Raw genomic sequence first — 23,196 nt, forward strand, 5'->3', positions numbered from 1 at the left:
GGGCGGAGAGAAACGCCCTACAGGAAGGGACGCAGCGGCGCGAGGATGGCCTCGCTGATCCGCGCCACGATGTGGCGGCTGTTCCACTCCTCAAGCCCAAGCTCACGGCAGTTGCTGCTGTCGATCTCGAAGATCTTCTCCATGTCGGCGGCCAGGCGACGGTCGAAGAGTTCGATGTTGATCTCGTAGTTGCCGGTGAGGCTGAGGCGGTCGATGTTGGCGGTGCCCACGGTGGTCCACTCGCCGTCGACCGTTGCGGTCTTCGCATGGATCATCGCGTTCTGGTACAGCAGGACCTTCACCCCGGCCCGGAGAAGGGCTGAATAGAATCCGCGGGACAGCCAGTCAGACACCACGTGATTCGAGTCCTCGGGCAGGATCACCCGAACGTCAACGCCGCGCTTGCTGGCCCGCAGCAGGGCTTCGAGGATCTGCTGGTCCGGGATGAAGTAGGCAGTGGTGATGTAGATGTGGCTGTGCGCACGGTTGATCGCATCGAGGTAGACACCGCGAATAGGGAACACCAGGTTCGCCGGGATGTTGTTCACCGCACGGAGCCGCGGTTCCCAGAATTCGGCGCTGGTCTCTTCCAGTTCCCGGTGGCGCTGGGTCGGAGCCGAATTCCAGAACGCCACAAAAGCCTGGCGCAGCTCCCAAACGGACTTGCCCTCAAGCTTCAGGTGGGTGTCTCGCCACTTGGATGCATACAGGGAGCCGATGTTATAGCCGCCCACATATCCGATGGAGTCATCCACCACCAGAATCTTCCGGTGGTCGAATCCCGTGCCCCGGATGTTGGTGAACAGGATCGAAGGCCGCACCAAGGGAAACCGGAAGACCTCGATGTCCGGATGGAACCGGTAGAACGACGGGGGAACCACCAGGTTCGCGAAGCCGTCGTAGATGACGTACACCTTCACACCGCGTTCGGCGGCCTCGTTCAACGCATCCTTGAACTGGCGGCCGATCGCGTCGCCCTTCCAAATGTACGTTTCGAGCATGATCGTGTGCTTGGCGCCCTGGATGGCGTCCAGCATGTCCTCATAGAGATCGTGCCCGTAGGTAAAGACGGTGGTGCTCGAGCCGGCAACCTCGGACTCGAACGTCCCTGGGTGGGGAAATCCTGGACGCTTGCTGCGCAGCTTCTTCTGAACCGCATCCACCAGCACGATGACGGCAATCACCGCTGCCTGCACGGTGGCGAACGCCATGGTGGCCCGCACCAGCAGCGACCGGGTCAGGGCAAATAGATGGAGGCGGCGAAGGGTGCGCATGGGTCTAAGCCTATAGACCCGCGGGACGCGGCTCGCACGTTGCCGGAAAAGGTGACTGGTCAGGGCTGGGTTCCCACACGGGCTGGGGGATTGTGCCCGGGGCAGACCCAGCCCACGGTCCCGCCGTCGATCAGCTCCTGCAGTGCCGCCGTCGTTCTGGCTGCCAACGGATTGTCGCTGTTCAGGGCCGCGTAGAAGCGCTCAATCCGGCCATCGCGGTGCACCCGTACCGCGTCACCGGTGAACATGACATCGCCGAATTGGAAGGCAATCTGCCCTGGAGTGTGACCAGGGATGGGAAAAGTCTTCACACCCTCGAACAGGTCACGTTCGCCGTCGAGCTCAGACACCGAATCGGGAAGCCTGGTGGGCATCAGCCTGAACAGGACACGGCGGAAGCGGGTAGGCGGCGGCACGTCCCGGCGCAGGATCGCCGCATCCGCGGCCCCGAGCCACACGGTTGCACCCAACTCACGCTGCAGGCGAAGAGCCACCTGGGCGTGGTCGGCGTCGTAGTGGGTGAGCAGTATGTCGGTGACCGGGCCGATAATCGGGCCCGCATCCCGTAGTTCACCCAGCAGGCTGTCGAAGGCACCGTCCATGCCGGGATCAACGACGGCGGTGTGCTCACCCGCCCGGATAAGGTATCCGTTGGCGCCGCGCGAACGCTGCAACTGGTAGCAGTTGGTGGTGATGGTTCGCACTAGTCGTCGCCCTTTTCGAGTTCCTCCTGCTGCTCCTCCTGTTGCTTCTCAAGTTCCTTCTGCTGCTCTTCGGCCTGTTTCTGGGCCTCCTTGGCTTCCTCCTCAGCGCGCTTCTGCGCCTCCTTGGCGGCCTCCTCCGCGGCGTCCCTTTCGCGTTCCTCCCGGGATCCGCTGTCCTCGTTCAGACGGGAGGGGGCAGGAGCGGCCGGTGGCGCCTCCAGCGTCGGCGGTGCGGTGGTGGTGGCCGGCGCGGGCTTCTCGGTGGCTTGCGTGGCGGGCTTCACCGACTCAAGGAAGGCATCGATATTCGCCTGGATGCGTTGGGCACGGCCGGGGGTGACGGCGCCGGAAGCAGTTGCCTGCTCGACCTCGGCCCTGAGGGCCGTTGCCTGTTCCATGGCGGCTTCCACGTTGCCTTCCTTCGTGACCGTGGCGATTTCACGCACCTTCACCTGCAGGGATTCAGCTGTGCCGGCCTCGATCGACGTCGGACCGCTGCACGCACCCAGTGCAGGCAGCGTCAGCGCCAGGGCAAGGATCCATCTGCTGTTTCTCATGGTTGCACGCTCTCGTAGAGTTCGGACAGGCGCTCGCCGGGCACACCCGGCACTGACGGCAACGGTTCCGGTTCGGACACCGGCGACAACATCCCGGACAGCATTACAATCGCTGCGGCCACTATCAGGACAAGCACGACGGCGACTGCCGCCCACCAGCGGCGGTGCTGGCTCTTGCGGGCCGCTTGTTTGCGGGCCTGCGGCTTGGGTCCCGTCTTCGTCGCTGTGTGGACCTTGGTGGCTTGCGCGGTTGGCGAAGGCTGCCCGGCGGAAGCGTCGTCGTCGTTCAGCCCAAGCACAAAGGCGGGCCGGTGAGCTTCGGCGGGCGAAGAGGGGGGAGCATGGCCGGGGACCGGGCCGGGAAGGACGGCGGTCGCCGGTCCCGCACTCGCTGCCAGAAATGCGGCACGTTCTTCGACCAGAATGGTGGCAACCTGCGCAGCGGACGGCCGGTTGCCGGCGTCGAGCGCGGTCATTCGGGTGATGAGGTCCCGCCAGGCGGGGGTGACCGAGGCGGGAATTTCGGGTGCCCGATGCAGTCGGGCCAGGGCGGTCTCCAGACCGCGGCCCTCGAACGCAGGTTCGCCGGTGAGACATTCCAGGATCACCAGGCCGAGTGCATAGATGTCCGTGGCGGGGCTGACCGCTCCGCCGCGCGCCTGTTCGGGGCTGAAGTAGGCGGCTGTGCCGATCGTCTCGCCGGTGGCGGTAAGCCGGTCGCTGCCGGCCATTTGCGCTATGCCGAAATCGGTCAGAACGTACGCAAAGAGCCCCGAGGACGGGTCCGCTTCACGGGCCAGGATGTTTGACGGCTTGACGTCGCGGTGGGTGATGCCCTTCGCATGAACGTAGGCAAGCGTCCGGGATACGTCATGCGCAACGTTCCAGGTGCGCTGCAGGTCCAGGGCGCCGCCATGGAGCAGTCTGTGCAGGTCGGATCCGTCGATGAGATCCATGACCACCCAGCCTGCGTGCGGTGCATGGCCGACGTCGTGCACCTTGACAACGCCCGGATGGTCAAGGGAAGCCAGGAGTTGCGCCTCCGAACGCTCGCGGCTGGTAAGGCGCGTTTCGGGCTGGCCGCGGAAGAGCTTGATGGCAATATCACGCCCAAGGACCTGGTCATGGCCGCGGCGAACCTCCGCCATGCCACCCGTGCCGAGCAGATTCCCGAGGGAGTAGCGTCCGCCCAGCAGCTCATCCTGCCGCACACCTGGGCTGCTGCCAGTGCGACCGGGTTCGGACGTGACTTCGGGCGACCTGCCCGGGGGAGGAGGAAGCTGCATGATGGGTCTTCCTTCCGTCAGCTGTCCGTTGTATGTCCATGAAAGCCCACGTGCATGACGTGACTCAAGGCGATGGATGCGGTTCTCACCACATTCTCATCTCAAAACTTCTATCCAGAAAAGAATGGAGCGGCGCAGGGATCCGATCCCTGCGCCGCTCCATCCAGTGGGAGGGGCTTAGCCGAGCAGGCCGCCCAGTCCGCCGCCGCCACCCAGTTTCCCGAGGAGGTCCTGGGGATTGATGCCGAGCTTGCTCAGCAGTCCGGAGTCACGGTCGGTGTCCACCTGGTCGGGCAGTTCCTGATCTGCCTGCTGGGCTTTGTCGTGATCGCCCTGGTTCTTCAGAAGGTCGAGAATCTGCTGCTTGTCGATGTTCATGGTGTTCTCCTGTAGTTAGAGAGTGTTGATAGGCGGATTAGGGTTGGCTCCGGCTTCTACCGGAAGCGGGGTGCACTCGGATCCTCAGGACGGTGGACCTGGGTGCTGCCACCTACTTCTGTGGTCTGGGTGCGCGCCTTGGCATCCTGGGCAGCGCTCTTCAGCTGCTCGGATGCGGACGGCGAGGACTGGGCTTCGGCCTTCATGCGGGGCGCTTCGGCCTCGGCCCGGTTCAGGTAGTGCTCCCAACGCTGGGACATGGGCTTGACCAGCCCGCCGCCGACGCCGACAACAATGACGCCCACAATGGCGGCAAGAACTGCAATAAGGATCGGGGTGGTGACGGTGGTAGCTATTTCGACCTGGTTCAGGGCGGCGATGATGCCGATTCCCAGGATGAAGACGCTCGCGATGTTGGCCAGGATCCTGCCGTAGGACAGGCCGCCAAGGGTTCCCTGGATAAGGTTCTTGACTGCTGCTGCGATCGCGGCGCTGATGATCACGATGATGATGGCAACGACGATCTTTGGCAGGAAGGCGATGATTCCCGCAAGCAGGTCACTGACGGGGTTCGGTCCGAAGACACCGAAGGCGAACTGCAGTACGAAGAGCACAAGCGCGTAGTAGACGATCTTGGCGATGATGTCGCTGGCATCGAGCGATGACTTGGACAGTGCCTTCTTGACACCGCCGCGCTCCACCACGCGGTCGAACCCGACCCGTTCGAGAAGCTTTTCCAGCGCCTTCGAGATCGCCTTGGCAATGAGCAGGCCGACGATCAGGATGACGAGGAAGAGCAACAGCTTGGGCACGAAATCAATTACTGACGCGAGCCCGGTCCTCAGGGTTTCTTCCAAGGGAACCTCCATCTATGAGCTTCGAGAAGCTGCCGTGCCGGCGGAGCGGGTGCCCCACCGGGTTTGCACGGATCAACAGTAAGCATACTGACGATAAATAGGAAGGTTGCTTAGTAATGTTTTCTTTGTCGTGTCCCGGCTGCTGTGCTTCCCCTAGGGCTTGCCCGGTCAGGGGTGCCGCGTACCTTCGCCTCTCAAAACGGCCCGGTAACCTTCCCGGAAAGTCGGGTACGCGAACGTGAACCCGGATGAGGTGAGCAGCGTATTGCTGCACCGTTTTCCGGTGGCGGGGGCGCCGTCGTCGTCATTGGGCAGTCCGAGCGGAACACCAAGTTCCCCAGCCAGGAATCGCTGAACATCGGTGAGCAGCGCGGGCTCACTGTCCGTGCCGAGATAGGCTGCAGCCGCCTCCTGAAGCCCGGCGAGGTGAACGATCGCGGCGGCCGCGTCGTCACGGTGGATGCGGTTGGTCCAGTGCGGTGACGTAGTTCGCACGGTTCCGCCCTTCACCTGGTCAATCAGCCTCGTCCGCCCTGGACCGTAGATCCCGGAAAGCCTGAGCGCAACTGATTGTGGGGCACGGGCGGCGAGCAGTTCCTCGGTCTCCCGCAGCACCCCTCCGGTGGGTGTCGACGGCGCCGGGACCTCGGTCTCGTCGATCCACCCGCCGTCGTCGTTGCCGTAGACAGCGGTGGATGAGACGAAGATGATCCGCCGCGGCGCCACGCCGTCGCGCTCGAGTGCGTCGAGGAGGCTGGCTGTGCCCCCGAGATAGGTGGTGCGGTAGGCAGCCTCGTTCCGCCCATCCGCGGTAAGCGCGATAACGACGACGTCGGTGTCGCCCGGGACGGTGGGCAGCGTGCCGGTGATGTCGACAGCTGCGCCTTCGATGGCGGGCGGCAGCTTCTTCGGGGAGCGCCGCCACCCGATCACGCGGTGCCCCGCCTCGGCGAAGTACAGTCCGGCCTGGGTTCCGAGGTCACCGCATCCGGCGATCAAGACAGTCACCCCGGAAGCTTCTCACGTAGGGCCGCCCGCTGTTGAGCGTTGCCCGGGAGCACTGCTTTGCCCGCGCTACGTGCCAGACTTGCTCGCATGGCGCTTCGACTGCTTATGCTCGCTGACACGCACGTACCGAAACGCGCCCGGCAGATGCCCCAGCAGGTCTGGGACGCGGTTGATTCCGCCGACGTGGTCGTCCACGCCGGCGACTGGGTGGATGTTCCGCTCCTGGATGAGCTGGAACGGCGGTGCCGTCGCCTGATCGGCGTTTATGGCAACAACGACGGCGCAGATCTCCGCGCCCGCCTGCCCGAGATTGCCCGGGCCGAGCTCGAGGGCGTCCGGTTCGCCGTCGTGCATGAAACGGGTGCGGCCACCGGACGGGAGAAGCGCATGGACGAGGCGTTTCCGGATACGGACGTCCTGGTCTTCGGTCACAGCCACATTCCCTGGGACACGACCACCCCCGCAGGAATGCGGCTGCTCAACCCCGGCTCGCCGACTGACCGCCGGCGCCAGCCTGCGTGCACCTATTTCACTGCTGTGGCCGACGACGGCGAGTTGCGGGACGTGCGCCTCGAACGGCTTCCAGCGCGGTAGCCGCTCCTTTTGCTCAAACCGCGTTGTTGGTAGGAATAACTGAAGTAAACGTTTTGGTGCGTACAAACTGCAGCAGACATCACGGCACAAGGAGCTCAGTGTGGAGAATGGCCAGCGACAATTGCCCATCGTTCGGAAGAGCGCGGTAACCGCCGTCGCAGTGTGCCTGGCGCTCTCGGGCTGCACCGAGTCCCCCGAGCCGCCGGGTGAGGAGACGCAGGAGTCCGGCTCCGCCGCCGCGACTCAGGGCGGCGAAGGCGGCGGTGCAGCAGCGGACACTCCAGCGGCCGCTGGTACCGACATCCCTCAGCTCATCGACAACGTGCAGCCGTCGGTGGTCACCGTTTTCCTTGAGAGCGGCGGCCTGGGCAGCGGCGTGATCTACAACGAAGACGGGCTGATCCTCACCAACGAGCATGTAGTGGGGGGCGCTGAGGAAGTGCAGGTGGCCTTCGCCGACGGCCAGCGGGTGTCCGGCACCGTAGTGGCGACCGACGTCGTTACGGACCTTGCGCTGGTGCAGGCCGACCGTACCGGGCTGCCCGCTGCCGAATTCCAGACCGAGCTGCCCGACGTCGGAGAGCTGGCAGTTGTCATTGGAAGTCCACTCGGCTTCGAGAACACCGCCACTGCCGGCATCATCTCCGGACTGCACCGTGAAATTCCGGGATCGGCAACCAACAGCGCTTCGCTGGTGGACCTCATCCAGACGGATGCCGCGATCAGTCCCGGCAACTCCGGTGGTGCCCTCGTGAACAGCCAGGGACAGGTGATCGGGATCAGCGAGGCCTATATCCCGCCACAGGCCGGCGCGGTGTCCCTGGGATTCGCGATACCGGCGGGAACCGCCGTCGAAGTGGTGGAAGAACTGCTGGAAGACGGCAAGGCCGACCACGCCTTCCTCGGACTGGTGCCGCGGACCCTCACCCCGCAGATCGCCGAACAGCTCGGTGTCGATGCGGAGCAGGGGGTTGCCGTGCTTGCCGTCGAAGACGACAGCCCTGCCGACGACGCCGGAATCCGTGCGGGCGACATTATGGTCTCCCTGGACGGTGAGCCGCTGGAAAGCGCGGAGCGGCTGCTGGCGGCCCTCCGTGCTTTCGATCCCGGCGACTCCGTCTCCGCTGAGTTCGTGCGCGAGGGTGAAACACGTGAAGTCGAAATGACGCTGGGAGAGCGCCCGGCCGAGGAAGGGTAGGTCAGCGGGCGGACGCGCGCTCGGCCGGTCGGTTGAGCATGAAGGAGAACGCGAAGGCCAGGATTGCGGCGGCGAAAAGGACAAATTTCGCCGTGGTGAGGAAGCTCGCGAAGGCCACCTCGGATGCAGTTATGTCCACCGAGGCGAAGGCAGCCTCCAGGGCCAGGTTCTCGGCGACATCAACGGCCGCGTAGACAACCGCAATCACATAGAACAACCACCTCAGTGGTGAGTGTCCGCCGAACCGCTGAACCAGGAGGATGATCAACGCGGCGAAGGCCACGGGAAACACCAGATCCCAGAAGTAGTGGACGCTTTGGTAACGCTCAATCACCGGGGCATCCAACTCGTCTCGAACGGCTTGCACATGATCCGCGCTGTAGCCGCCGATCATGGTGTCCGGAAGCTGAAGACCGACCGCCCGCTGAACGGATTGCAGCTGCAGCCAGCCGAGCGCCAATGAGGATACCGATACTGCAGCGACGGCCGCGATCAGCCAGGCTGAGACGCGTTTGAACCTCGTGCTCTTGTTCCTTGCCGTATGCGTACTCTTGTCTGCTTTTATTCGTGCCATATCTTCCATTGTGGAAGCTAAGTGTGCTGATCAAGCTCACGATTCCGTTACGATGGCTGTGCCGCCTGACTGATTTCAGGAACTGAGCTTGTCAACCAGCTTGCGGGCGCGCTCCACCTCGCGCTCCGCTTCCTTCGCAGTCCGCTCCGCTTCGGTGCGCTCGCGGGCGGCATCGTCGGCAGCGTCGTCGATGTCGTCAATCTCCTGCTCGAGTGCCCGCATTCGTTTGCGTAGTTCGCGGACCTGAGACACCAGTCCTTCCCGGTCGCGGTCAAGTCGATCCACGTGCTCCCGCGCCCGCTTGAGCCGTTCAGCGGCTTCCTCCTCGCGGTCCTCGGCTTCCTCGAGTTCGAGCCGCGCCTCCGCTGCGGGATCGGGGGTGTCCTCGCCTTCGTCGCCGTGTTGCTCAGTTGCATGGGCCGACGCGAAGCTCCCCAGCTCAGTACCTGCATCGAAAGGGCCGCCCACTGCGTCGGTGAGGTCCACCGCGTCCCAGCCGCTTGCCTCAAGCGGCCGCACGAGGCGGGCCGTCGAGACCGCCGCGGCAGCACCGGCGTCGGCCATGGCTGCACGCAGCGTCTGCTCTACTTCGGTGGACACCGCTGCGCTGACCTGGTGTCCCAACTCCCGCGACAGGGCGGTTCCGTCCTTGACGAGAGCTGAGATCAGCTGCTGGCGCTGGACACCGAGCTTCTTCAACTCGCTGCCGTCGAGTTCCTCCTGCGCCTGACGCATGGCCGCTCCCAGTTGAAGGGCCTGGGTCAACTGGGAGCCGCGATGCAGGTTCATCATGTTGAGGAGCCAGGCAGACGCGGACGGCTTTCGCAGGGCCCGGACCTCCTTGGCCAGCGCCTTGTCACTGACCTCCTTCGCCCGGGCATTCCTGGCAGCGGTGAATTCATCCAGTGGAATTGCGTACAGTTCCGAAGCGATGTCAGCGAGATCGGGTTCCGGCAAGGCTCTCCATTTTGTGGTTGTTCAGTTCAGGGCAAAGGTGGAACCGTCGGCCCGGGCTCCGGGAAGGGCCGGTCCGGCGAGGGGCCGGGCTCCGGTTCAGGAGGTATGCCTGGGGTGTCAGGTCCCGGGTCGGGGATAGGGTACGGCGACGGCGAGGGCTGCGGTTCCGGGGCCGGTTCTCCTGGCGGCCTCGGCTGCGACGGGTCAGGGTGAGGCTCGTAGGGCGGGGGGATGGTCATCGCGCTGTCCTCTCTTCATCTTCGTCGATGTGGAACCACAGTACGCCGCTCGGGGCTGGTCGGAAATGGACTGCCAAAATGGACCCGGGAATAAGCCGTGCACATCCCGGCTTGCTATTCCTGGCTGGCGCCGACCGGTAGCGCCGCCTCAGCGCCTTCACAGGGGGAACCTCTTGCAGCAACGCACAGACCAGCGCGATCGGACAACCGACGCACCCGCCACCGATACCGCCGTCGGCAGTAGCCTACCCATGGCCGCCGACACGGTGTCCGCGCGCGACCGGCTGGTGATCTCCCTGCTGCTCGTGTCGGCCTTCGTGGTTATCCTCAACGAAACCATCATGGGCGTCGCCCTTCCGCGCCTGATGGAGGATCTCCAGATCACCGCCTCGACAGGGCAGTGGCTTACGACGGCGTTCATGCTCACCATGGCGGTGGTCATCCCCATTACGGGCTTCCTGATCCAGCGCTTCAACACTCGACCGGTCTTCTTCGCCGCGATGACTCTCTTCAGCGTCGGCACCCTGGTTTCTGCGCTCTCTCCTGGCTTCGAGATGCTCCTCGTCGGACGCGTGATCCAGGCCGGCGGAACCGCCATCATGATGCCGCTGTTGATGACGACCGTCATGACACTCGTGCCGCCGGCGTCACGGGGTAAGACCATGGGCAACATCTCGATCGTCATCTCGGTGGCTCCGGCTATTGGTCCAACGATCTCCGGCATCATCCTCAGCGTGCTGGACTGGCGCTGGATGTTCTGGCTGGTGCTGCCCATTGCCGTCGGGTCCCTGGTGCTGGGCGGGCTTCGCATTCAGAACGTAACCACGCCGAACCGCGTCCCCGTCGACGTCGTGTCGGTCATCCTGTCCGCCTTCGCGTTCGGTGGCATTGTCTATGGGCTGAGCCAGTTTGGTGAGGCCTCCGTAGGCTCCTCGGTTCCGGCCTGGGTTCCGCTCGCCGTCGGGCTTGTAGGCCTGGCCGGATTCATTGCCCGGCAGCTTTCCCTGCAGCGCCACGACCGCGCACTGCTGGACTTGCGCACCTTCCGTTCCCGTACGTTCACGGTCTCCATCCTTGTCCTGTCGATCAGCATGATGGCCCTGTTCGGAACGGTGATCCTCCTACCCATTTACCTGCAGGACGTCCTCGGCCTTGAACCCGCTGCCGCAGGGCTGATGCTGCTCCCCGGCGGCCTTGCGATGGGTCTGCTGGGACCGGTAGTCGGCCGGATTTTCGACCGGCACGGGCCGCGCGTCCTCGTGGTTCCCGGTGCTGTCCTGGTGGCGGCAGCCTTCTGGACTCTGACGCTGCTGGACGGGTCCACACCCGTACCGCTGGTGCTTGCCTGCCATGTGATCCTGAGCATCGGACTCGCCGGCATGTTCACGCCGCTGTTCACCTCCGCGCTGGGATCGGTCCGTCCGCAGCTTTACTCGCACGCGAGCGCCGTCGTCGGTACCGTCCAGCAGTTGGCCGGCGCCGCCGGTATCGCGTTGTTCGTGTCCGTGATGACCATCCAGACCAGTGCCCTGATGGGGTCCGGCGCCGCTGAGCTGCCTGCGCTCGCCGGAGGTATCCGGGCGGCATTCCTCTGCGGCGCAGTGATCTTCCTGTTCGCGGTGATGGCGGCGCTGTTTGTGCGCAAGCCCGCTGCCGCTGTCCCGTCGTCGGATGGTCATGACGACGCCGGTGTCCCGGCTTCCCCGCTGGGCCACTAGACTCCCGCTATGTCTCCGTCGCCCTTCATTCCGCCGGCAGTCCTCACCACGCCGCGGCTTCGGTTGGAGCCGCTCGGCCCCGAGCATTTCGAAGGTTCCTGGGCTGCGCTTCAGAATCCGGAATCGATGCGCCTGACGGGGACGCATCAGCAATTCACCCGTGAGCAGGTGGAGCGCTGGCTTGCCGGTCTGGCAGAGACCGACGGCAGAGCCGACTGGGCGATCATCACGGTGGAAGACGGTGTCCACATCGGCGAGGTGGTACTCAACGACTACGACGCCGCCAACCGGTCCCTGGGCTTCCGGATCGCGCTCGGTGCCGACCACACGTTCGGCAAGGGCTACGGGACCGAGGCAACCCGCGCCGTCGTCGACTACGCCTTCGACGAGATTGGGGTCCATAGGATCGGGTTGGAGGTTTACGCGTTCAACCCGCGGGCGCAGCGTGTGTATGAGAAGTGCGGTTTCCGCGTGGAGGGGCGCATGCGCGATGCACTCCTCTGGGATGGGGAGTGGGTTGATGCAGTGCTGATGGGCATGCTTGCGACCGATCCGCGACCCTGGAGTCGCTTGGTTGCATCCGTTAAATAGAGCCGGATGGGCCGCAGGCAGTTTTGTCAGAGGCGGATGATTCACTGCTTTGTATGGGAATCGGAGCAGCGCTTGAGCGAGTTGAGCAGTGTACTGCTGATGAGCTGGCTGCAGATTCGCTGTCTGCTGATTCGCTGTCTGCAGAGACTGCGCTCGAAGAGGCATATGCCGAGGCCTCGTCTGGAATACCTGAGCCTGTGCTGGAGCGGGTTGTTTTCGGTGGTGAGTCTGTGGCTGATGATGCCGTCTCTGAGGATCATGCACGCAGCCGCGTCGAAGAGGCATCACCCTACGCGCTGATGTTTCGGTTGCTTGATGAGGCGTCACCGGACACGAGGGATGCGCCGGGTTCCGCGAGGTTCCGTGCACTCAGCGACACGTTGGACCTCCTGCGGGCGGCGGATCGGTTGGCGTCGTGGGTGGCGGCGAGGCAAGCGCTGCTGACCGCAGAGGTCTTTCACAAGGTCCACGCATCTGAGCAGCCCGGTGCGGGAAGAGATAGAGATGGGGCGCGCCCGGACACGAGTTTCATGCTGGCGGCGCAGGAAATCGCACCGCTGCTGCGCGTTCCTGGCCCGACCGCGCATCGAATGATCGGAGAGTCCCTCCGGCTGACCGAGGAACTTCCGACTACTTGGGAGGCCCTGGACGCGGGGAAGATCAGTCCCGTTCAGAGCCGGGTGATAGTGGAAGAGTCGGGGTCCATCCCATTCGAGGCGCTGGCTGGGTTCGAAGCGACTGCACTCGAGTCAGCAGGCGCACTGACCCGCCCGAAACTCGCGAGAAAGTGTCGCCGTCTGCGGGAGGAGTTGCATCCGGAAACTATCTCCGCCAGGAAGATTCGCGCCGCGAAGGACCGGAACGTCTCAGTCCAGCCTGAGCAGGACGGTATGGCCTGGCTGGGCGCCTTCCTGCCCGCCGAGCAGGCACACGGAATATTCAACCGGGTCGACGCCGCCGCCCGCTCCCTGCAGGGACCTGACGAGCCGCGTACGCTGTCCCAACTGAGGGCAGACGTTCTCGCTGACATCCTGACGCACACCTGCACTGGCAATCCCAAGCAGGGAACCGGGTTCCGCGGGGTGGGAGCAACCGTCTTCGTCACCGTTCCGGTCATGACACTCCTGGGGCGCTCGCGATCGGACTGGCAGCAACCGGTCGGTTCCGCTGAGGCGGCCGCTGGGAAGGTTTCCGCTGAGGCGGCCGCTGGGAAGGTTTCCGCTGAGGCGGCAACTGCGTCTAATTGCGATGAAGCGGCATCTGACTGCGATGAAACAGTTGCGTCCGACCTGGCCGCGTGTGAGAACGGCTTGCTTGAGGGATACGGCCCGATCGATCCGGAAACCGCCCGGAACCTTGCAGCCCACGCGCCGAGTTTTACGAGGATTTTGGTTCATCCCGAAACCGGAGCGGTGGTCAGCGTTGGCCGGGACCGATATCGGCCACCCAAACACTTACAGGATTGGGTGAGAATCACTCATCCCACCTGTGTCCACCCGGGATGCAACCGGTCATCGTGGTCCTGCGAGATCGACCATGTCACCCCGTGGGCAAGCGGCGGGAAAACGGCACTCAGCAATCTGGCGCCGCGGTGCAAGCTCCACCATATGCTCAAGACGGAAGGCATCTGTACTGCTGGTCAGGACCACCGAGGCAAACAGCATGTGACGTCACTCGGCGGGAAGGGCCTACACCACTCTCCCCGAGCCGCCGCCACCGTTTTGACAGGTTGAGGAGTTGAGCGGGGGCAAGGGCCGCTTCATTCTGAAGGGTGGGGACCGCTAGCGCTTCTTGCCGCCGTCGAGGATGAGCGCCAGCGCAATTCCGAGCATCCAGACGTCCTTTGCCACGGGCGTGCCTTCCTGGCTGGGACGGATGGCGTCGTCCTGGGTCATGCCCGGAGTGCGGAAATACATCGCGAGCAGCCCGCCGGAGAATGCTGCCAGCCCCAGGCCAACTAGGTGGCTGGGAATGAACGGCAGCAGCAGGGCAGCGCCCAGAGCTGTTTCCGCGCCTGCCAGTACCTTGCCGAATTTCTCGGGGTCGAGCTGCTTGACCTGCGGAAAGGCATTCGCCGCCATGCCCTGCAGGTACGCTGCGGTATCCCGATCGAGGTCCTGCTTGCCGATGCCGGAGTTCAGGATGAACGCGCCCGTGCTGAGGCGAAGCGGAATGTGGCTGAGCTGCATTGGAACTCCTTCAATGGAACCGTTGGACTGCTTCGAGCCTACGTCCGCAGCCAGAGCATGGCTAGAGCCCGACTCCGGCGCGAACCACCATCCACGCCCAGCCGAACGACCCCGCAATGACCGCGGTAAAGAGGAGCAGCCACACGAGAGCCGGAACACCAGTGGAGCGGTACAGGAGGTAGGCATCGGACTGTCCGCGGTCCCGCCGTCGTCGGTAGTGCACCGATGCCACCTTGCCAAGATCCCGGACCGAACCGACCAGCAAGGCCAGCCCGAGGGCAACCACCACGTGTCCGGTGAACTCGACCGGCACCGCGACCACGAGCCCGGCCGAAACAGCGACCACGCCCAACAGGATCAGGATCCCGCCGGCATTGCGGATGAACAGCAGCGACAGAAGGAGCACCAGCGCGCCGACCGAGAGAGCTGCCGGCGCCCAACCGGCAAAGCCTGCCCAGACCAGAACTGCACCCACGACGGCGGGCACCGGGTAGCCCCAAAAGGTTGCCCAGGCGGTGCGCCAGCCGGGACGGCCGAACGACGTCGTCAGTCCGGAATGGTCGAAGTTCAACTGGATGCCGGTCACCCGCCTGCCCGCAAGCAATGCCGCGAACACATGTCCCAGTTCGTGGACCACAGTGCTGAACAGGCCGAAATAACGCCACGTCGCCGAGGGAAGCGAAAGGGCCGCGGCTGCAAGAAGGATGACCGCGACTTCAGTGAGGGTCAGCTCAGGCGGCTGGCTTCGGCTGAAACCGGCAAGCAACCGGTCCCACCACGTCATCAAGAACTCCACGCTCGGATGGTATCGGGCCATCCTCCAAGGAAGCTGACCCGAATACCGCTTAGGAGCGGGGAGTATTAACGGACTCGCCGCGGAACGTTCATCTTCCGGCAGGAAACGCTCTGCTTTGATGAACGTGAATGAGTGAAAGCTATTCGAGCTATCAGAAGGCGATCATGAACCTGCGGACGGCCGAGCATCCACGACCGCAACACTTCATCCTGCACATGAGCGACACCCATCTGGTGGGCGGCCCCGACCTCCTTTACGGAGCTGTGGACAGTGAAGCCCGGCTCCGGCAGGTATTCAAAGAACTGGAAGCTTCCGGATCACGGCCTGAAGCGATCGTGTTCACCGGCGACCTCGCGGACCGGGGCGAAGCACAGGCCTACGCAAAGCTGCGGGCCATCGTTGAACCGGCCGCCCAGAAACTCGGCGCGCAGGTCATCTGGGCCATGGGCAACCACGACGACCGCGCCACCTTCCGCAGTGAACTGTTCCGTGAGCCCGCGGGTACAGCACCCGTGGACCGCACCTACAACGTCAACGGCCTGCGGATCATCACGCTGGACTCCACAGTGCCGGGTCACCATCACGGCGAGATCAGCCACGAACAGCTCGTCTGGCTGGCCAACGAACTGCTGACGCCTGCCCCCTATGGCACCATTCTCGCCCTGCACCATCCGCCGGTACCGTGCGTGCAGGACCTTGCGGTCCTCGTCGAGCTCCGTGACCAGAACCGCCTGGCCAACGTCCTTCACGGCACCGACGTGCGGGCTATCCTGGCCGGTCACCTTCACTACTCCACCAGCGCGCTGTTCGCTGGAATCCCCGTCTCGGTGGCGTCCGCCACCTGCTACACACAGGACCTCGCGTACGACGACGGCGGCACCCGCGGTCGCGACGGAGCCCAGGCGTACAACCTGGTGCACGTCTACGAGGACACGGTGGTCCACTCGGTGGTGCCGGTCGGAAGCTACCGGGCAGTGGGGGAAACCGTGCCCCGGGAGGAAACCCGCCGCCGGCTCGCCGCAGCCGGTGTCAGGATTGCAGAGCCGACACCGGCGAAGGCGCTCACTGGCGCCTGATTGGCGGCCCTAACCGGCGCCTGATCGGCGCCCCTAACCGGCGCCTGACCGGCGGCCCGGACGAAACCGAACGACGGCAGGTTTGCCTAATTCTCCCAGGGAGCCTTCACCGGGAAGTACTTCTCGAGGAAGTCCGTCACCACGCGAGCCCGCTCTTCGGCCGGCACCTCCGGGAAACTGCCGTCATTGAGGCAGAAGAGGTCCATGTTGCGCTTGTCGAGGAGCTTGTGAAGCATCCGTAGGCCAGATCGCATGGTGGTGTCGATGTACTTCACCTTCGCCGACTCCTGGGTGACTGCGCGACCGGTCAGCAGGGCGTAGTAGTGGTACAGCGAGTTGGTGACCGAGATGTTGTCCTTGGCCCTGAACTTCGAGGCGGCCGTTGCGGCGAATTCATCCTCGAACTCTTCCTCCATCTCCAACATCACGCTCTTGCGCAGCGGCGCGGCCGTGTGTTCGAGGTGGCGCGTGGTGATGCGTCCGAACCGCTCGTGAAGCAGCCGCCGGTTGACGCGGGCGGCGTTCTCGAAGCCGCTCCGCTCGGCGTCGTTCTCGCCGAGCCCAATGCGGGTGTCCGCCTGGATGAACTTGGTTACCCCACCGGGAGAAAAGAACATGTCAGGACCCACCGGCCTGCCGAAGAACATGTCGTCATTGGAGTAGAGGAAGTACTCCGAGAGCCCGGGGATGTGGTGCAGCTGGCACTCGACCGCCTGCGAGTTGTAGGTGGGCAGGACGGAAGGATCGCGGAAGTGCTCGTGCGAACGGACAAGCGTCACCGACGGATGATCGGCCAGCCACTCGGGGCGGTCGGAGTCGGTGGCGATGAAGATCCGGCGGATCCAGGGGGCGAACATGTAAACCGAGCGGAGCGCGTACTTCAGTTCGTTGATTTGGCGGTAGCGCGCCTCGTGGTCGTCGCCCTCACCGACGACGGCGTCCTTCATCCGCTCAGCCCGTGCAGCCAGGTACTCGGGCGAGCTGCCGTCGACCCATGAGAAGACCAGGTCGATCTCAAAGTCGATGTCGGTGGCATGATCGGCGAACATGTTATCGATCGTTGGCCACATCAGACCATGCCGCTTCACGGAACCACGTACCACCTCGCTGGAGGGCAGGCTCCGCCGGGTGAGCGAATTCTCCACAGGCAGCACAATCTGGTCGCCGTCCAGGGACCAAAGCTCAATCTGCACACCGGCGGAAGCACCAAAGGTCAATCCACCGATGGGTTCAACGCGCGGTCGGTAGAGCCGAAAGATGCGGGCTTTGTCGCTGTGGGAGAGAACGCCGTCGGCCACCAGAAGTGTGCTGCGCCGTTTCGTGTCCACGGTGCGCGAATAGAACGGCTCGTTCCGGCACGCGTCCACGAGGGCGCAGCGGAGCTCCTCGCCGTCCTTCAGGTCCACGGCGATGACCGGCCGCTCGTCATTTCCCCTCACCAGGAGGTACTCAATACCGGCGTCGTCCAGTGCTGCTCGAATGAACAGAAGATCCTCCACCATTGCCTGATGCGGCGTGGTGTCCGTATTGATCAGGGCAAAGCGGCGCTTGACCGTGGTGATGTCGTCCCGGTCGGTCAGCCGGGCAACTGAGGCGGTGGAGGCAGACTCTAGGAGCTCAGTATCGCTGTCCAGCTCAGGGGCGCCGAAATACACGTCATGCTGGGCGGCAGTGTCTGTAATGGGGTCCTCCAAACAGTCGAAAGGGCGGGTGGCCGGTAGGCATCGCAGATTGCTTGCACGGTCGCTGGTCCAATGATAAGCCTGCACTACATGAGCCCCGGGCATGCCCCGGGGTGCCCGGGATGGAAGGACACCATGGCACACACCAGTTTCACCTCTTTGTTGGCTCAGCAGATCGGCAACGAATTCGCAGCGTCCCAGCAGTACCTGGCCATCGCGGTCTGGTTCGACGGACAGGACCTGCCGAGGCTCGCCGCACACTTCTACAGGCAATCGCTCGAAGAGCGAAACCATGCACTCATGATGGTCCAGTACATGCTGGACCGTGGCCACGAGGTGAGCATTCCCGGTGTCGAAGCCGTCCGCAACGAGTTCTCCTCCGTCGAGGAGCCGATTGCCCTGGCGCTTGAGCAGGAGAAGCAGGTCACCAGGGACATCGAGGCGCTGTTCGCCCAGGCCCGAGCGGAGAACTACGCTCTGGGCGAGCAGTTCATGCTCTGGTTCCTCAAGGAACAGGTGGAAGAAGTGGCGTCCATGACCACGCTGCTGACCATTGTGAGGCGGGCGGACAACCTGTTCGACGTGGAGAACTTCCTCGCCCGCGAAACTGTGGGCGATGAAGGCAACGACCCGAACATGCCGCCGGCCGCCGGCGGGGCACTGTAGGGAAATCGAGCAGTATGGAAGCCTTTCCCCTGGACTGGCAGCGTGCCCTGGTACTGATGGCACATCCCGACGACGCCGAATACGGCACTTCCGCCGCCGTCGCTGAATGGGTGGCACAGGGCAAGGAGGTCAGATACGTGCTGGCCACTCGCGGAGAGGCCGGCATCGCCGGGTTGCCACCGCAGGAGAGCGGCCCGTTGCGTGAGCAGGAGCAGCGCAGCGCATGCGACCGTGTGGGAGTTGAAGTCCTCGAATTTCTCGACTACCCGGACGGCCGCATTGTCGAGTCACTCCAGCTGCGCCGCGACCTCGCCGAGGTTATCCGCCGGCACCGGCCCGACGGCGTCGTAACCCTGAACCATAGCGACTCCTGGGGGTCGGGCACCTGGAACTCCGAGGACCACCGCGCCTTGGGCCGTTCGGTGCTGAATGCTGTGGCGGACGCGGCCAACGAATGGATCTTTCCCGACCTGGCCGGTCCGCCGCACCGCGTCGACTGGACCGCGATCCTGACCCTGAAACCCACGCACCTGATGCCGGTGAGTGAGGAAAGCGTGCAGAAGGCGATCCAGTCGCTCGCAGCGCACAAACGCTATCTGCGGGCGCTGAACTCCAGGCCCGTGGAAGAGCAGGCGACCGAGCAGGTGCGGTGGGCCACCGCCCTGCACGGAAGCACCGGCGTCGGATTCGAGGTTTTCGGGCTCTAGGCAGTCAGGACCCGTTCCGTTCCGCCGCGAGCTCGAGGATCCTTCCGCGGCACAGTCGCCAGCCAAGCATCAGCGCCGGAATCACGATCAGCAGCGACGCAATCGTCCACGTACCCACCGGGCTGTCGAACGCCATCAGCACCAGCACGGCAGCAAGGAACGCGAGCGTGAGCCAACCTGTCACCGGAGAACCGGGCATGCGGAATGAGGGCCGCAGCACCTCACCGCGGCGGGAAAGCCGAACCAGTTGCATCTGGCAGAGCACGATCATGCCCCACGTACTGATGATGCCCAGCGATGCGATATTCAGGACGATCTCGAACGCATCCGCTGGGACGATCGCGTTCAGTGCCACCCCGAGGCACGCGACAACGGCCGTCAGCGCGATGCCGCCGTAGGGGACTCCTGCCCTGTTCATCCGCCCGGCGAACTTGGGTGCCGAACCGGTGACCGCCATCGAACGCATGATGCGGCCGGTGGAGTAGAGCCCTGCGTTCAGCGAGGAAAGGGCGGCGGTCAGGACCACCAGGTTCATGATCGCGTCCACGCCGCCGACGCCGATGGAACCGAAGAAGGTGACGAACGGACTCTCACCGGCCTTGTAGGCGGTGTAGGGGAGCAGCAGGGACAGCAGCACCAGCGAACCGATGTAGAAGACGGCGATGCGAAGGATTACGGTGTTGACCGCCTTGGGCATGACCTTCTCGGGGTTCTCGGTCTCGCCGGCGGCGGTACCGATCAGTTCGATGGATGCGTACGCGAACACCACTCCCTGCATGACGACGACGGCGGGCAACAGCCCGTTGGGGAATAGTCCGCCATTGTCGGCGATGAGGCTGAATCCAACATCCTGTCCGGCGACAGGGGTGCCGAAGATGACGAAGTAGACGCCGACCACGAGGAAGGTCAGCAGCGCAACGACCTTGATCAGCGCAAACCAGAATTCGAGTTCACCGAACACTTTCACGGAGATCAGGTTGAGGCCCAGCACCAGAACCAGCGCCGCGAGTGCCCACACCCATTGCGGAACATCGGCGATGGGAGCCCAGTACTTCCTGAAGAAGTTCATGTAAAGCGCGACGGCGGTGATGTCCACGACCGCTGTCATCGCCCAGTTGAGCCAGTAGAGCCAGCCGGTGACGAATGCCGCCTTCTCCCCGAAGAACTCGCGGGCGTAGGAGACAAACGAGCCCGAGGAGGGGCGGTGCATGACCAGTTCACCCAGGGCGCGGAGGATCATGAAGGCAAAGAATCCGCAGACCGCGTAGCTGAGGATCAGGGCAGGGCCCGCTCCGGCCAATCGGCCGCCGGCGCCCATGAAGAGGCCCGTACCGATTGCACCGCCGATGGCGATCATCTGAATCTGGCGTGCCTTGAGGCCCTTGTGGTAGCCCTCGTCTTCCCGATGAAGCGTGGCTTCCGAGGCGTGGGCGTGGGCTGGAATGGTGTGGTCGGTGATCGGCGCTGCCGGTTGGGCGTCGAGGGGGAGCTTTTTCATGGGAGTCCTAGTGGGGTAGGGACTGGAAGGTAGTTGCTACTTGGTGAGGTTCGCCAGGCGCTCGGGGCTGAGGAGATCCTGCAGCTGTGACTGGGTCAGGAGGCCATGCTGCAGGACAAGTTCTGCAACACCCCTTCCGGTGGCCAGGGCTTCCTGGGCTATGGCGGTGGCGGCTGCGTACCCAAGGTAGGGATTCAGGGCGGTGACCAGGCCGATCGATTGCTCCACTGTTTGCCGGAGGTGTTCCGTGTTCGCCGTGATGCCTTTGATGCAGCGGGACGTGAGCGTCCGGCAGGCAGCTTCAAGATGGGAGATGCTCTTGTGGAGGCTGTGGACGATGATCGGCTCGAACGCGTTCAGCTGCAGCTGTCCCGCCTCGGCAGCAAGAGTGATGGTCACGTCGTTGCCGATGACTTCGTAGGCCACCTGGCTGACCACTTCGGGGATTACGGGGTTGATCTTGCCGGGCATGATGGAGGATCCGGACTGCACGGCGGGCAGGTTGATCTCGCCGATCCCGGCTCGGGGACCGGAGGAGAGCAGCCGGAGGTCGTTGCAGATCTTGGAGAGCTTGACTGCTACCCGCTTCAGCACGCCCGAGAGGTGGACGAAGGCACCGACGTCCTGCGTGGCCTCGATGAGGTCGACCGCGGTGACCAGCGGCAGGCCGGTGATCTCTGCCAAATGCCGGCAAGCAGCCTCGGCGTAGCCCGCCGGTGCGTTGAGCCCGGTCCCGATGGCCGTGGCGCCAAGGTTGATCTCGTGGATCAGCACTTCGGCCTCGGCCAGGCGAAGCCGGTCTTCTCCGATAGTCACCGCATAGGTGCCGAATTCCTGCCCCAGCGTCATCGGCACGGCGTCCTGAAGCTGCGTCCGGCCCATCTTCACGACGGTGCGGAATTCGCCGGCCTTCCCGGCGCACGCCTGTTCAAGCTCCTCGAGTGCTGCAAGGAGCTGTTTGATCCCGAAGATCGTCGCCAGCTTCACGGCGGTGGGGTACACGTCGTTGGTCGACTGGGAGAGGTTGACGTGATCGTTCGGGTGGAGGCGGGAGTAATCGCCCTTGGGATGACCGAGGATTTCCAGTGCCCGGTTGGCGATGACCTCGTTGGCGTTCATATTCGAGGAGGTCCCGGCGCCGCCCTGGACAACGTCGACGACGAACTGGTCGTGGAGCAGTCCGTCCATGACGTCCTGGCAGGCCTGATCGATGGCGGCCGCCCGCTCCGGGTCGAGAAGCTGAAGCTCGCGGTTGGTTCGCGCGGCCGCCTGCTTCACGGCTGCCAGACCCCGGACCAGATAAGCGTTAGTGGCAAGAGGCTGACCGGTGATGGGGAAGTTTTCTACCGCCCGGAGCGTATGCACGCCCCAATATGCTTCGGCGGGGACGTCGCGGTCTCCGAGCAGGTCATGTTCGGAGCGCGTACCCGCCGCAGCGGCGGGTACGTCGGTGGTGGTGGTGGTGGTCATGAAAGTCCTTCCATGGCTTCGTTGACGGGTTAGGACGGTTAGAGCGGATCGGAAAAGGCTGCACAGGGCAGCACGCAGGAATACCTGGGAATCAGCGGGAACATACGAAATAGCGCGGTTCTTAGGACAGGAAGTCTGTTGCCTGCAGCACGCCAACCGGACGGCCGCCGCCAAACACGGGCAGGACACCGAGATCAGACGACGGGGCAGGGTCCAGGCCAAGGCTCTCGAGGACCCTCACAGTGGCCGGCATGCGCGCCCGGTCACCGCCGTCGGAAATCTTGACGGCCACGGCGCGTCCGTCCGGTAGACCTACCAACTGCACACCCTCGAAGCCGTCCTTGGCCACGGCTCCCGGAAGCCGGCGCATGAGTTCGGTGACGTCCCGCCGCTCCCCGGCGACCATGTCGGGGTGTTGCTGCATTGCCAGCCCGACGGCGGCTTCCGCACTCAACGGAGCGACCGCGCCGTCGTTTGCACCCCCGCCCTTGGCAGAGCTTGCTGCAGAGGCGATCCGCCCGAAGGCGGAAGCCATGCCGCGGAGGGTGAGGGAGAAGAGGGGAGTGCCGCAGCCGTCGGTACTCAGCCCGAAGGGCTCCTCGCCGGTCAGGTCGATGACCGTGCGCGCGACAAGCTGTTGCAGTGGGTGGGCAGGGTCCAGGTAGCCCTTCACCGGCCACCCGTTGATCCTGCAGGTGGCAACCATCGAGGCGTGCTTACCCGAGCAGTTCTGCGCCAGCTGGGTCGGCGAGCCACCCGCGCGCAGCCAGTCCTCCCGCTCCGCTTGGCCGTACGGGAGATCCGCGCTGTTCTCCAGGTCATCCGGGGTGAGCCCGTGCATTTCGAGGATTTCCAGCGCACCGTCGCGGTGCTGGGCGGCACCGGAGTGGCTGGAGGCCGTCAGCGCGAGCAGGCGTGCAGGAAGTTGCAGCCCCGCCCGTACCAGGGCAACAGCCTGGAGCGGCTTGAGCGACGAGCGCGGGTAGAAGGGCGCCAGCGGGCTACCGGCTGCGGCCAGGGTCGAGCCGTCCGGTGCCGTGGCGATGGCCGACCCGTAGTGGGCGCTTTCGGCCAAGCCGTCACGGCTGGCAACGACGAGGACAGTGTGCTGCGGCAGGTCCTGCGGAAGATAAGGTGCAGGGCGGAAGGCAGCGGAAGTGACAGGGGTTGGCATAAC

Annotated in this window: 23 protein-coding genes; 8 read left to right on the plus strand and 15 right to left on the minus strand. The window is 64.4% G+C overall.

Annotation, left to right across the window (positions count from 1 at the left end; all coding sequences use genetic code 11):
* Positions 1–17: 17 nt before the first annotated feature.
* The 7 genes from GC088_RS03760 to GC088_RS03790 all read right to left on the minus strand — a co-directional run bounded on the left by GC088_RS03760 (position 18) and on the right by GC088_RS03790 (position 6,064).
* Positions 18–1,274: a phospholipase D-like domain-containing protein gene (locus GC088_RS03760; protein WP_323960631.1), complete on the minus strand. Its 1,257-nt coding sequence runs from the start codon at positions 1,272–1,274 to the stop codon at positions 18–20.
* Between the two features lie 59 nt (positions 1,275–1,333).
* Positions 1,334–1,978: an MBL fold metallo-hydrolase gene (locus tag GC088_RS03765; protein ID WP_323960633.1), complete on the minus strand. Its 645-nt coding sequence runs from the start codon at positions 1,976–1,978 to the stop codon at positions 1,334–1,336.
* Positions 1,978–2,535, minus strand: coding sequence for a hypothetical protein (locus tag GC088_RS03770; RefSeq protein WP_323960635.1), 558 nt, complete (start codon positions 2,533–2,535; stop codon positions 1,978–1,980). The genes GC088_RS03765 and GC088_RS03770 overlap by 1 nt, the downstream gene beginning before the upstream one ends.
* Complete coding sequence (locus GC088_RS03775) at positions 2,532–3,821, minus strand: serine/threonine-protein kinase (protein ID WP_323960636.1); 1,290 nt, start codon at positions 3,819–3,821, stop codon at positions 2,532–2,534. Before GC088_RS03775 ends, GC088_RS03770 begins: the two co-directional genes overlap by 4 nt.
* Before the next feature lie 177 nt (positions 3,822–3,998).
* Entirely contained in the window at positions 3,999–4,199 is a 201-nt protein-coding gene (locus GC088_RS03780) for a hypothetical protein (RefSeq protein WP_323960638.1), read from the minus strand.
* Between the two features lie 56 nt (positions 4,200–4,255).
* A complete protein-coding gene (locus tag GC088_RS03785; RefSeq protein ID WP_323960640.1) occupies positions 4,256–5,056 on the minus strand; it encodes a mechanosensitive ion channel family protein in 801 nt (266 codons plus the stop codon).
* Positions 5,057–5,224: 168 nt separating this feature from the next.
* Complete coding sequence (locus GC088_RS03790; RefSeq protein ID WP_323960642.1) at positions 5,225–6,064, minus strand: SDR family oxidoreductase; 840 nt, start codon at positions 6,062–6,064, stop codon at positions 5,225–5,227.
* An 87-nt stretch (positions 6,065–6,151) separates the two neighbouring features.
* Here GC088_RS03790 and GC088_RS03795 point away from each other — a divergent pair, with 87 nt between their 5' ends.
* Together GC088_RS03795 and GC088_RS03800 are read left to right on the plus strand one after the other, a co-directional pair.
* Complete coding sequence (locus GC088_RS03795) at positions 6,152–6,658, plus strand: metallophosphoesterase family protein (RefSeq protein ID WP_323960644.1); 507 nt, start codon at positions 6,152–6,154, stop codon at positions 6,656–6,658.
* Between the two features lie 100 nt (positions 6,659–6,758).
* Entirely contained in the window at positions 6,759–7,856 is a 1,098-nt protein-coding gene (locus GC088_RS03800; protein WP_323960646.1) for a S1C family serine protease, read from the plus strand.
* A 1-nt stretch (position 7,857) separates the two neighbouring features.
* Here GC088_RS03800 and GC088_RS03805 read toward each other — a convergent pair whose 3' ends face one another.
* Positions 7,858–8,430 (minus strand): hypothetical protein, encoded by a 573-nt coding sequence (locus GC088_RS03805; RefSeq protein WP_323960648.1) that lies wholly within the window; start codon positions 8,428–8,430, stop codon positions 7,858–7,860.
* A gap of 75 nt (positions 8,431–8,505) precedes the next feature.
* Positions 8,506–9,387: a transposase gene (locus GC088_RS03810; RefSeq protein WP_323960650.1), complete on the minus strand. Its 882-nt coding sequence runs from the start codon at positions 9,385–9,387 to the stop codon at positions 8,506–8,508.
* Between the two features lie 490 nt (positions 9,388–9,877).
* Here GC088_RS03810 and GC088_RS03815 point away from each other — a divergent pair, with 490 nt between their 5' ends.
* The 3 genes from GC088_RS03815 to GC088_RS03825 are packed head-to-tail and all read left to right on the plus strand — an operon-like array spanning position 9,878 to position 13,668.
* Positions 9,878–11,344, plus strand: coding sequence for an MDR family MFS transporter (locus tag GC088_RS03815; RefSeq protein WP_323961902.1), 1,467 nt, complete (start codon positions 9,878–9,880; stop codon positions 11,342–11,344).
* Between the two features lie 9 nt (positions 11,345–11,353).
* Positions 11,354–11,935 (plus strand): GNAT family N-acetyltransferase, encoded by a 582-nt coding sequence (locus GC088_RS03820; protein WP_323960652.1) that lies wholly within the window; start codon positions 11,354–11,356, stop codon positions 11,933–11,935.
* A gap of 53 nt (positions 11,936–11,988) precedes the next feature.
* Positions 11,989–13,668, plus strand: a complete 1,680-nt coding sequence (locus tag GC088_RS03825; protein ID WP_323960654.1) for an HNH endonuclease signature motif containing protein — start codon at positions 11,989–11,991, stop codon at positions 13,666–13,668.
* 48 nt (positions 13,669–13,716) lie between these two features.
* On the opposite strand, the gene GC088_RS03830 is transcribed toward GC088_RS03825, so the two are convergent.
* Both GC088_RS03830 and GC088_RS03835 read right to left on the minus strand, forming a co-directional pair.
* Entirely contained in the window at positions 13,717–14,124 is a 408-nt protein-coding gene (locus tag GC088_RS03830) for a hypothetical protein (RefSeq protein WP_323960656.1), read from the minus strand.
* A gap of 61 nt (positions 14,125–14,185) precedes the next feature.
* Positions 14,186–14,920 carry a M50 family metallopeptidase gene (locus GC088_RS03835; RefSeq protein WP_323960658.1) on the minus strand — a complete coding sequence of 245 codons (735 nt, stop codon included), beginning with the start codon at positions 14,918–14,920 and terminating at the stop codon, positions 14,186–14,188.
* A gap of 164 nt (positions 14,921–15,084) precedes the next feature.
* Between GC088_RS03835 and GC088_RS03840 the strand changes: the two genes are divergently transcribed.
* The gene (locus GC088_RS03840) at positions 15,085–15,996 is read left to right on the plus strand and encodes a phosphodiesterase (RefSeq protein ID WP_323961904.1); all 912 of its coding nucleotides are present in this window, start codon (positions 15,085–15,087) and stop codon (positions 15,994–15,996) included.
* Positions 15,997–16,082: 86 nt separating this feature from the next.
* Here the strand turns inward: GC088_RS03840 and GC088_RS03845 are convergent, their stop codons facing one another.
* Positions 16,083–17,498: a stealth family protein gene (locus GC088_RS03845; protein WP_416377511.1), complete on the minus strand. Its 1,416-nt coding sequence runs from the start codon at positions 17,496–17,498 to the stop codon at positions 16,083–16,085.
* A gap of 315 nt (positions 17,499–17,813) precedes the next feature.
* Here GC088_RS03845 and GC088_RS03850 point away from each other — a divergent pair, with 315 nt between their 5' ends.
* Together GC088_RS03850 and GC088_RS03855 are read left to right on the plus strand one after the other, a co-directional pair.
* Positions 17,814–18,344, plus strand: a complete 531-nt coding sequence (locus tag GC088_RS03850; protein ID WP_323960661.1) for a ferritin — start codon at positions 17,814–17,816, stop codon at positions 18,342–18,344.
* Positions 18,345–18,358: 14 nt separating this feature from the next.
* Positions 18,359–19,051 (plus strand): PIG-L deacetylase family protein, encoded by a 693-nt coding sequence (locus GC088_RS03855; RefSeq protein ID WP_323960662.1) that lies wholly within the window; start codon positions 18,359–18,361, stop codon positions 19,049–19,051.
* Between the two features lie 4 nt (positions 19,052–19,055).
* Here GC088_RS03855 and GC088_RS03860 read toward each other — a convergent pair whose 3' ends face one another.
* From GC088_RS03860 to GC088_RS03870, 3 genes are all read right to left on the minus strand, one after another.
* A complete protein-coding gene (locus GC088_RS03860) occupies positions 19,056–20,549 on the minus strand; it encodes an amino acid permease (protein ID WP_323960664.1) in 1,494 nt (497 codons plus the stop codon).
* Between the two features lie 36 nt (positions 20,550–20,585).
* Positions 20,586–22,019 (minus strand): aspartate ammonia-lyase, encoded by a 1,434-nt coding sequence (locus GC088_RS03865; protein ID WP_323960666.1) that lies wholly within the window; start codon positions 22,017–22,019, stop codon positions 20,586–20,588.
* Positions 22,020–22,140: 121 nt separating this feature from the next.
* Positions 22,141–23,193 carry an asparaginase gene (locus tag GC088_RS03870; RefSeq protein WP_323960668.1) on the minus strand — a complete coding sequence of 351 codons (1,053 nt, stop codon included), beginning with the start codon at positions 23,191–23,193 and terminating at the stop codon, positions 22,141–22,143.
* Between the last annotated feature and the right edge of the window lie 3 nt (positions 23,194–23,196).

It is taken from the genome of Arthrobacter sp. JZ12 (assembly GCF_035189165.1).
In the GTDB taxonomy this organism is placed as follows: Bacteria; Actinomycetota; Actinomycetes; order Actinomycetales; family Micrococcaceae; genus Arthrobacter_D.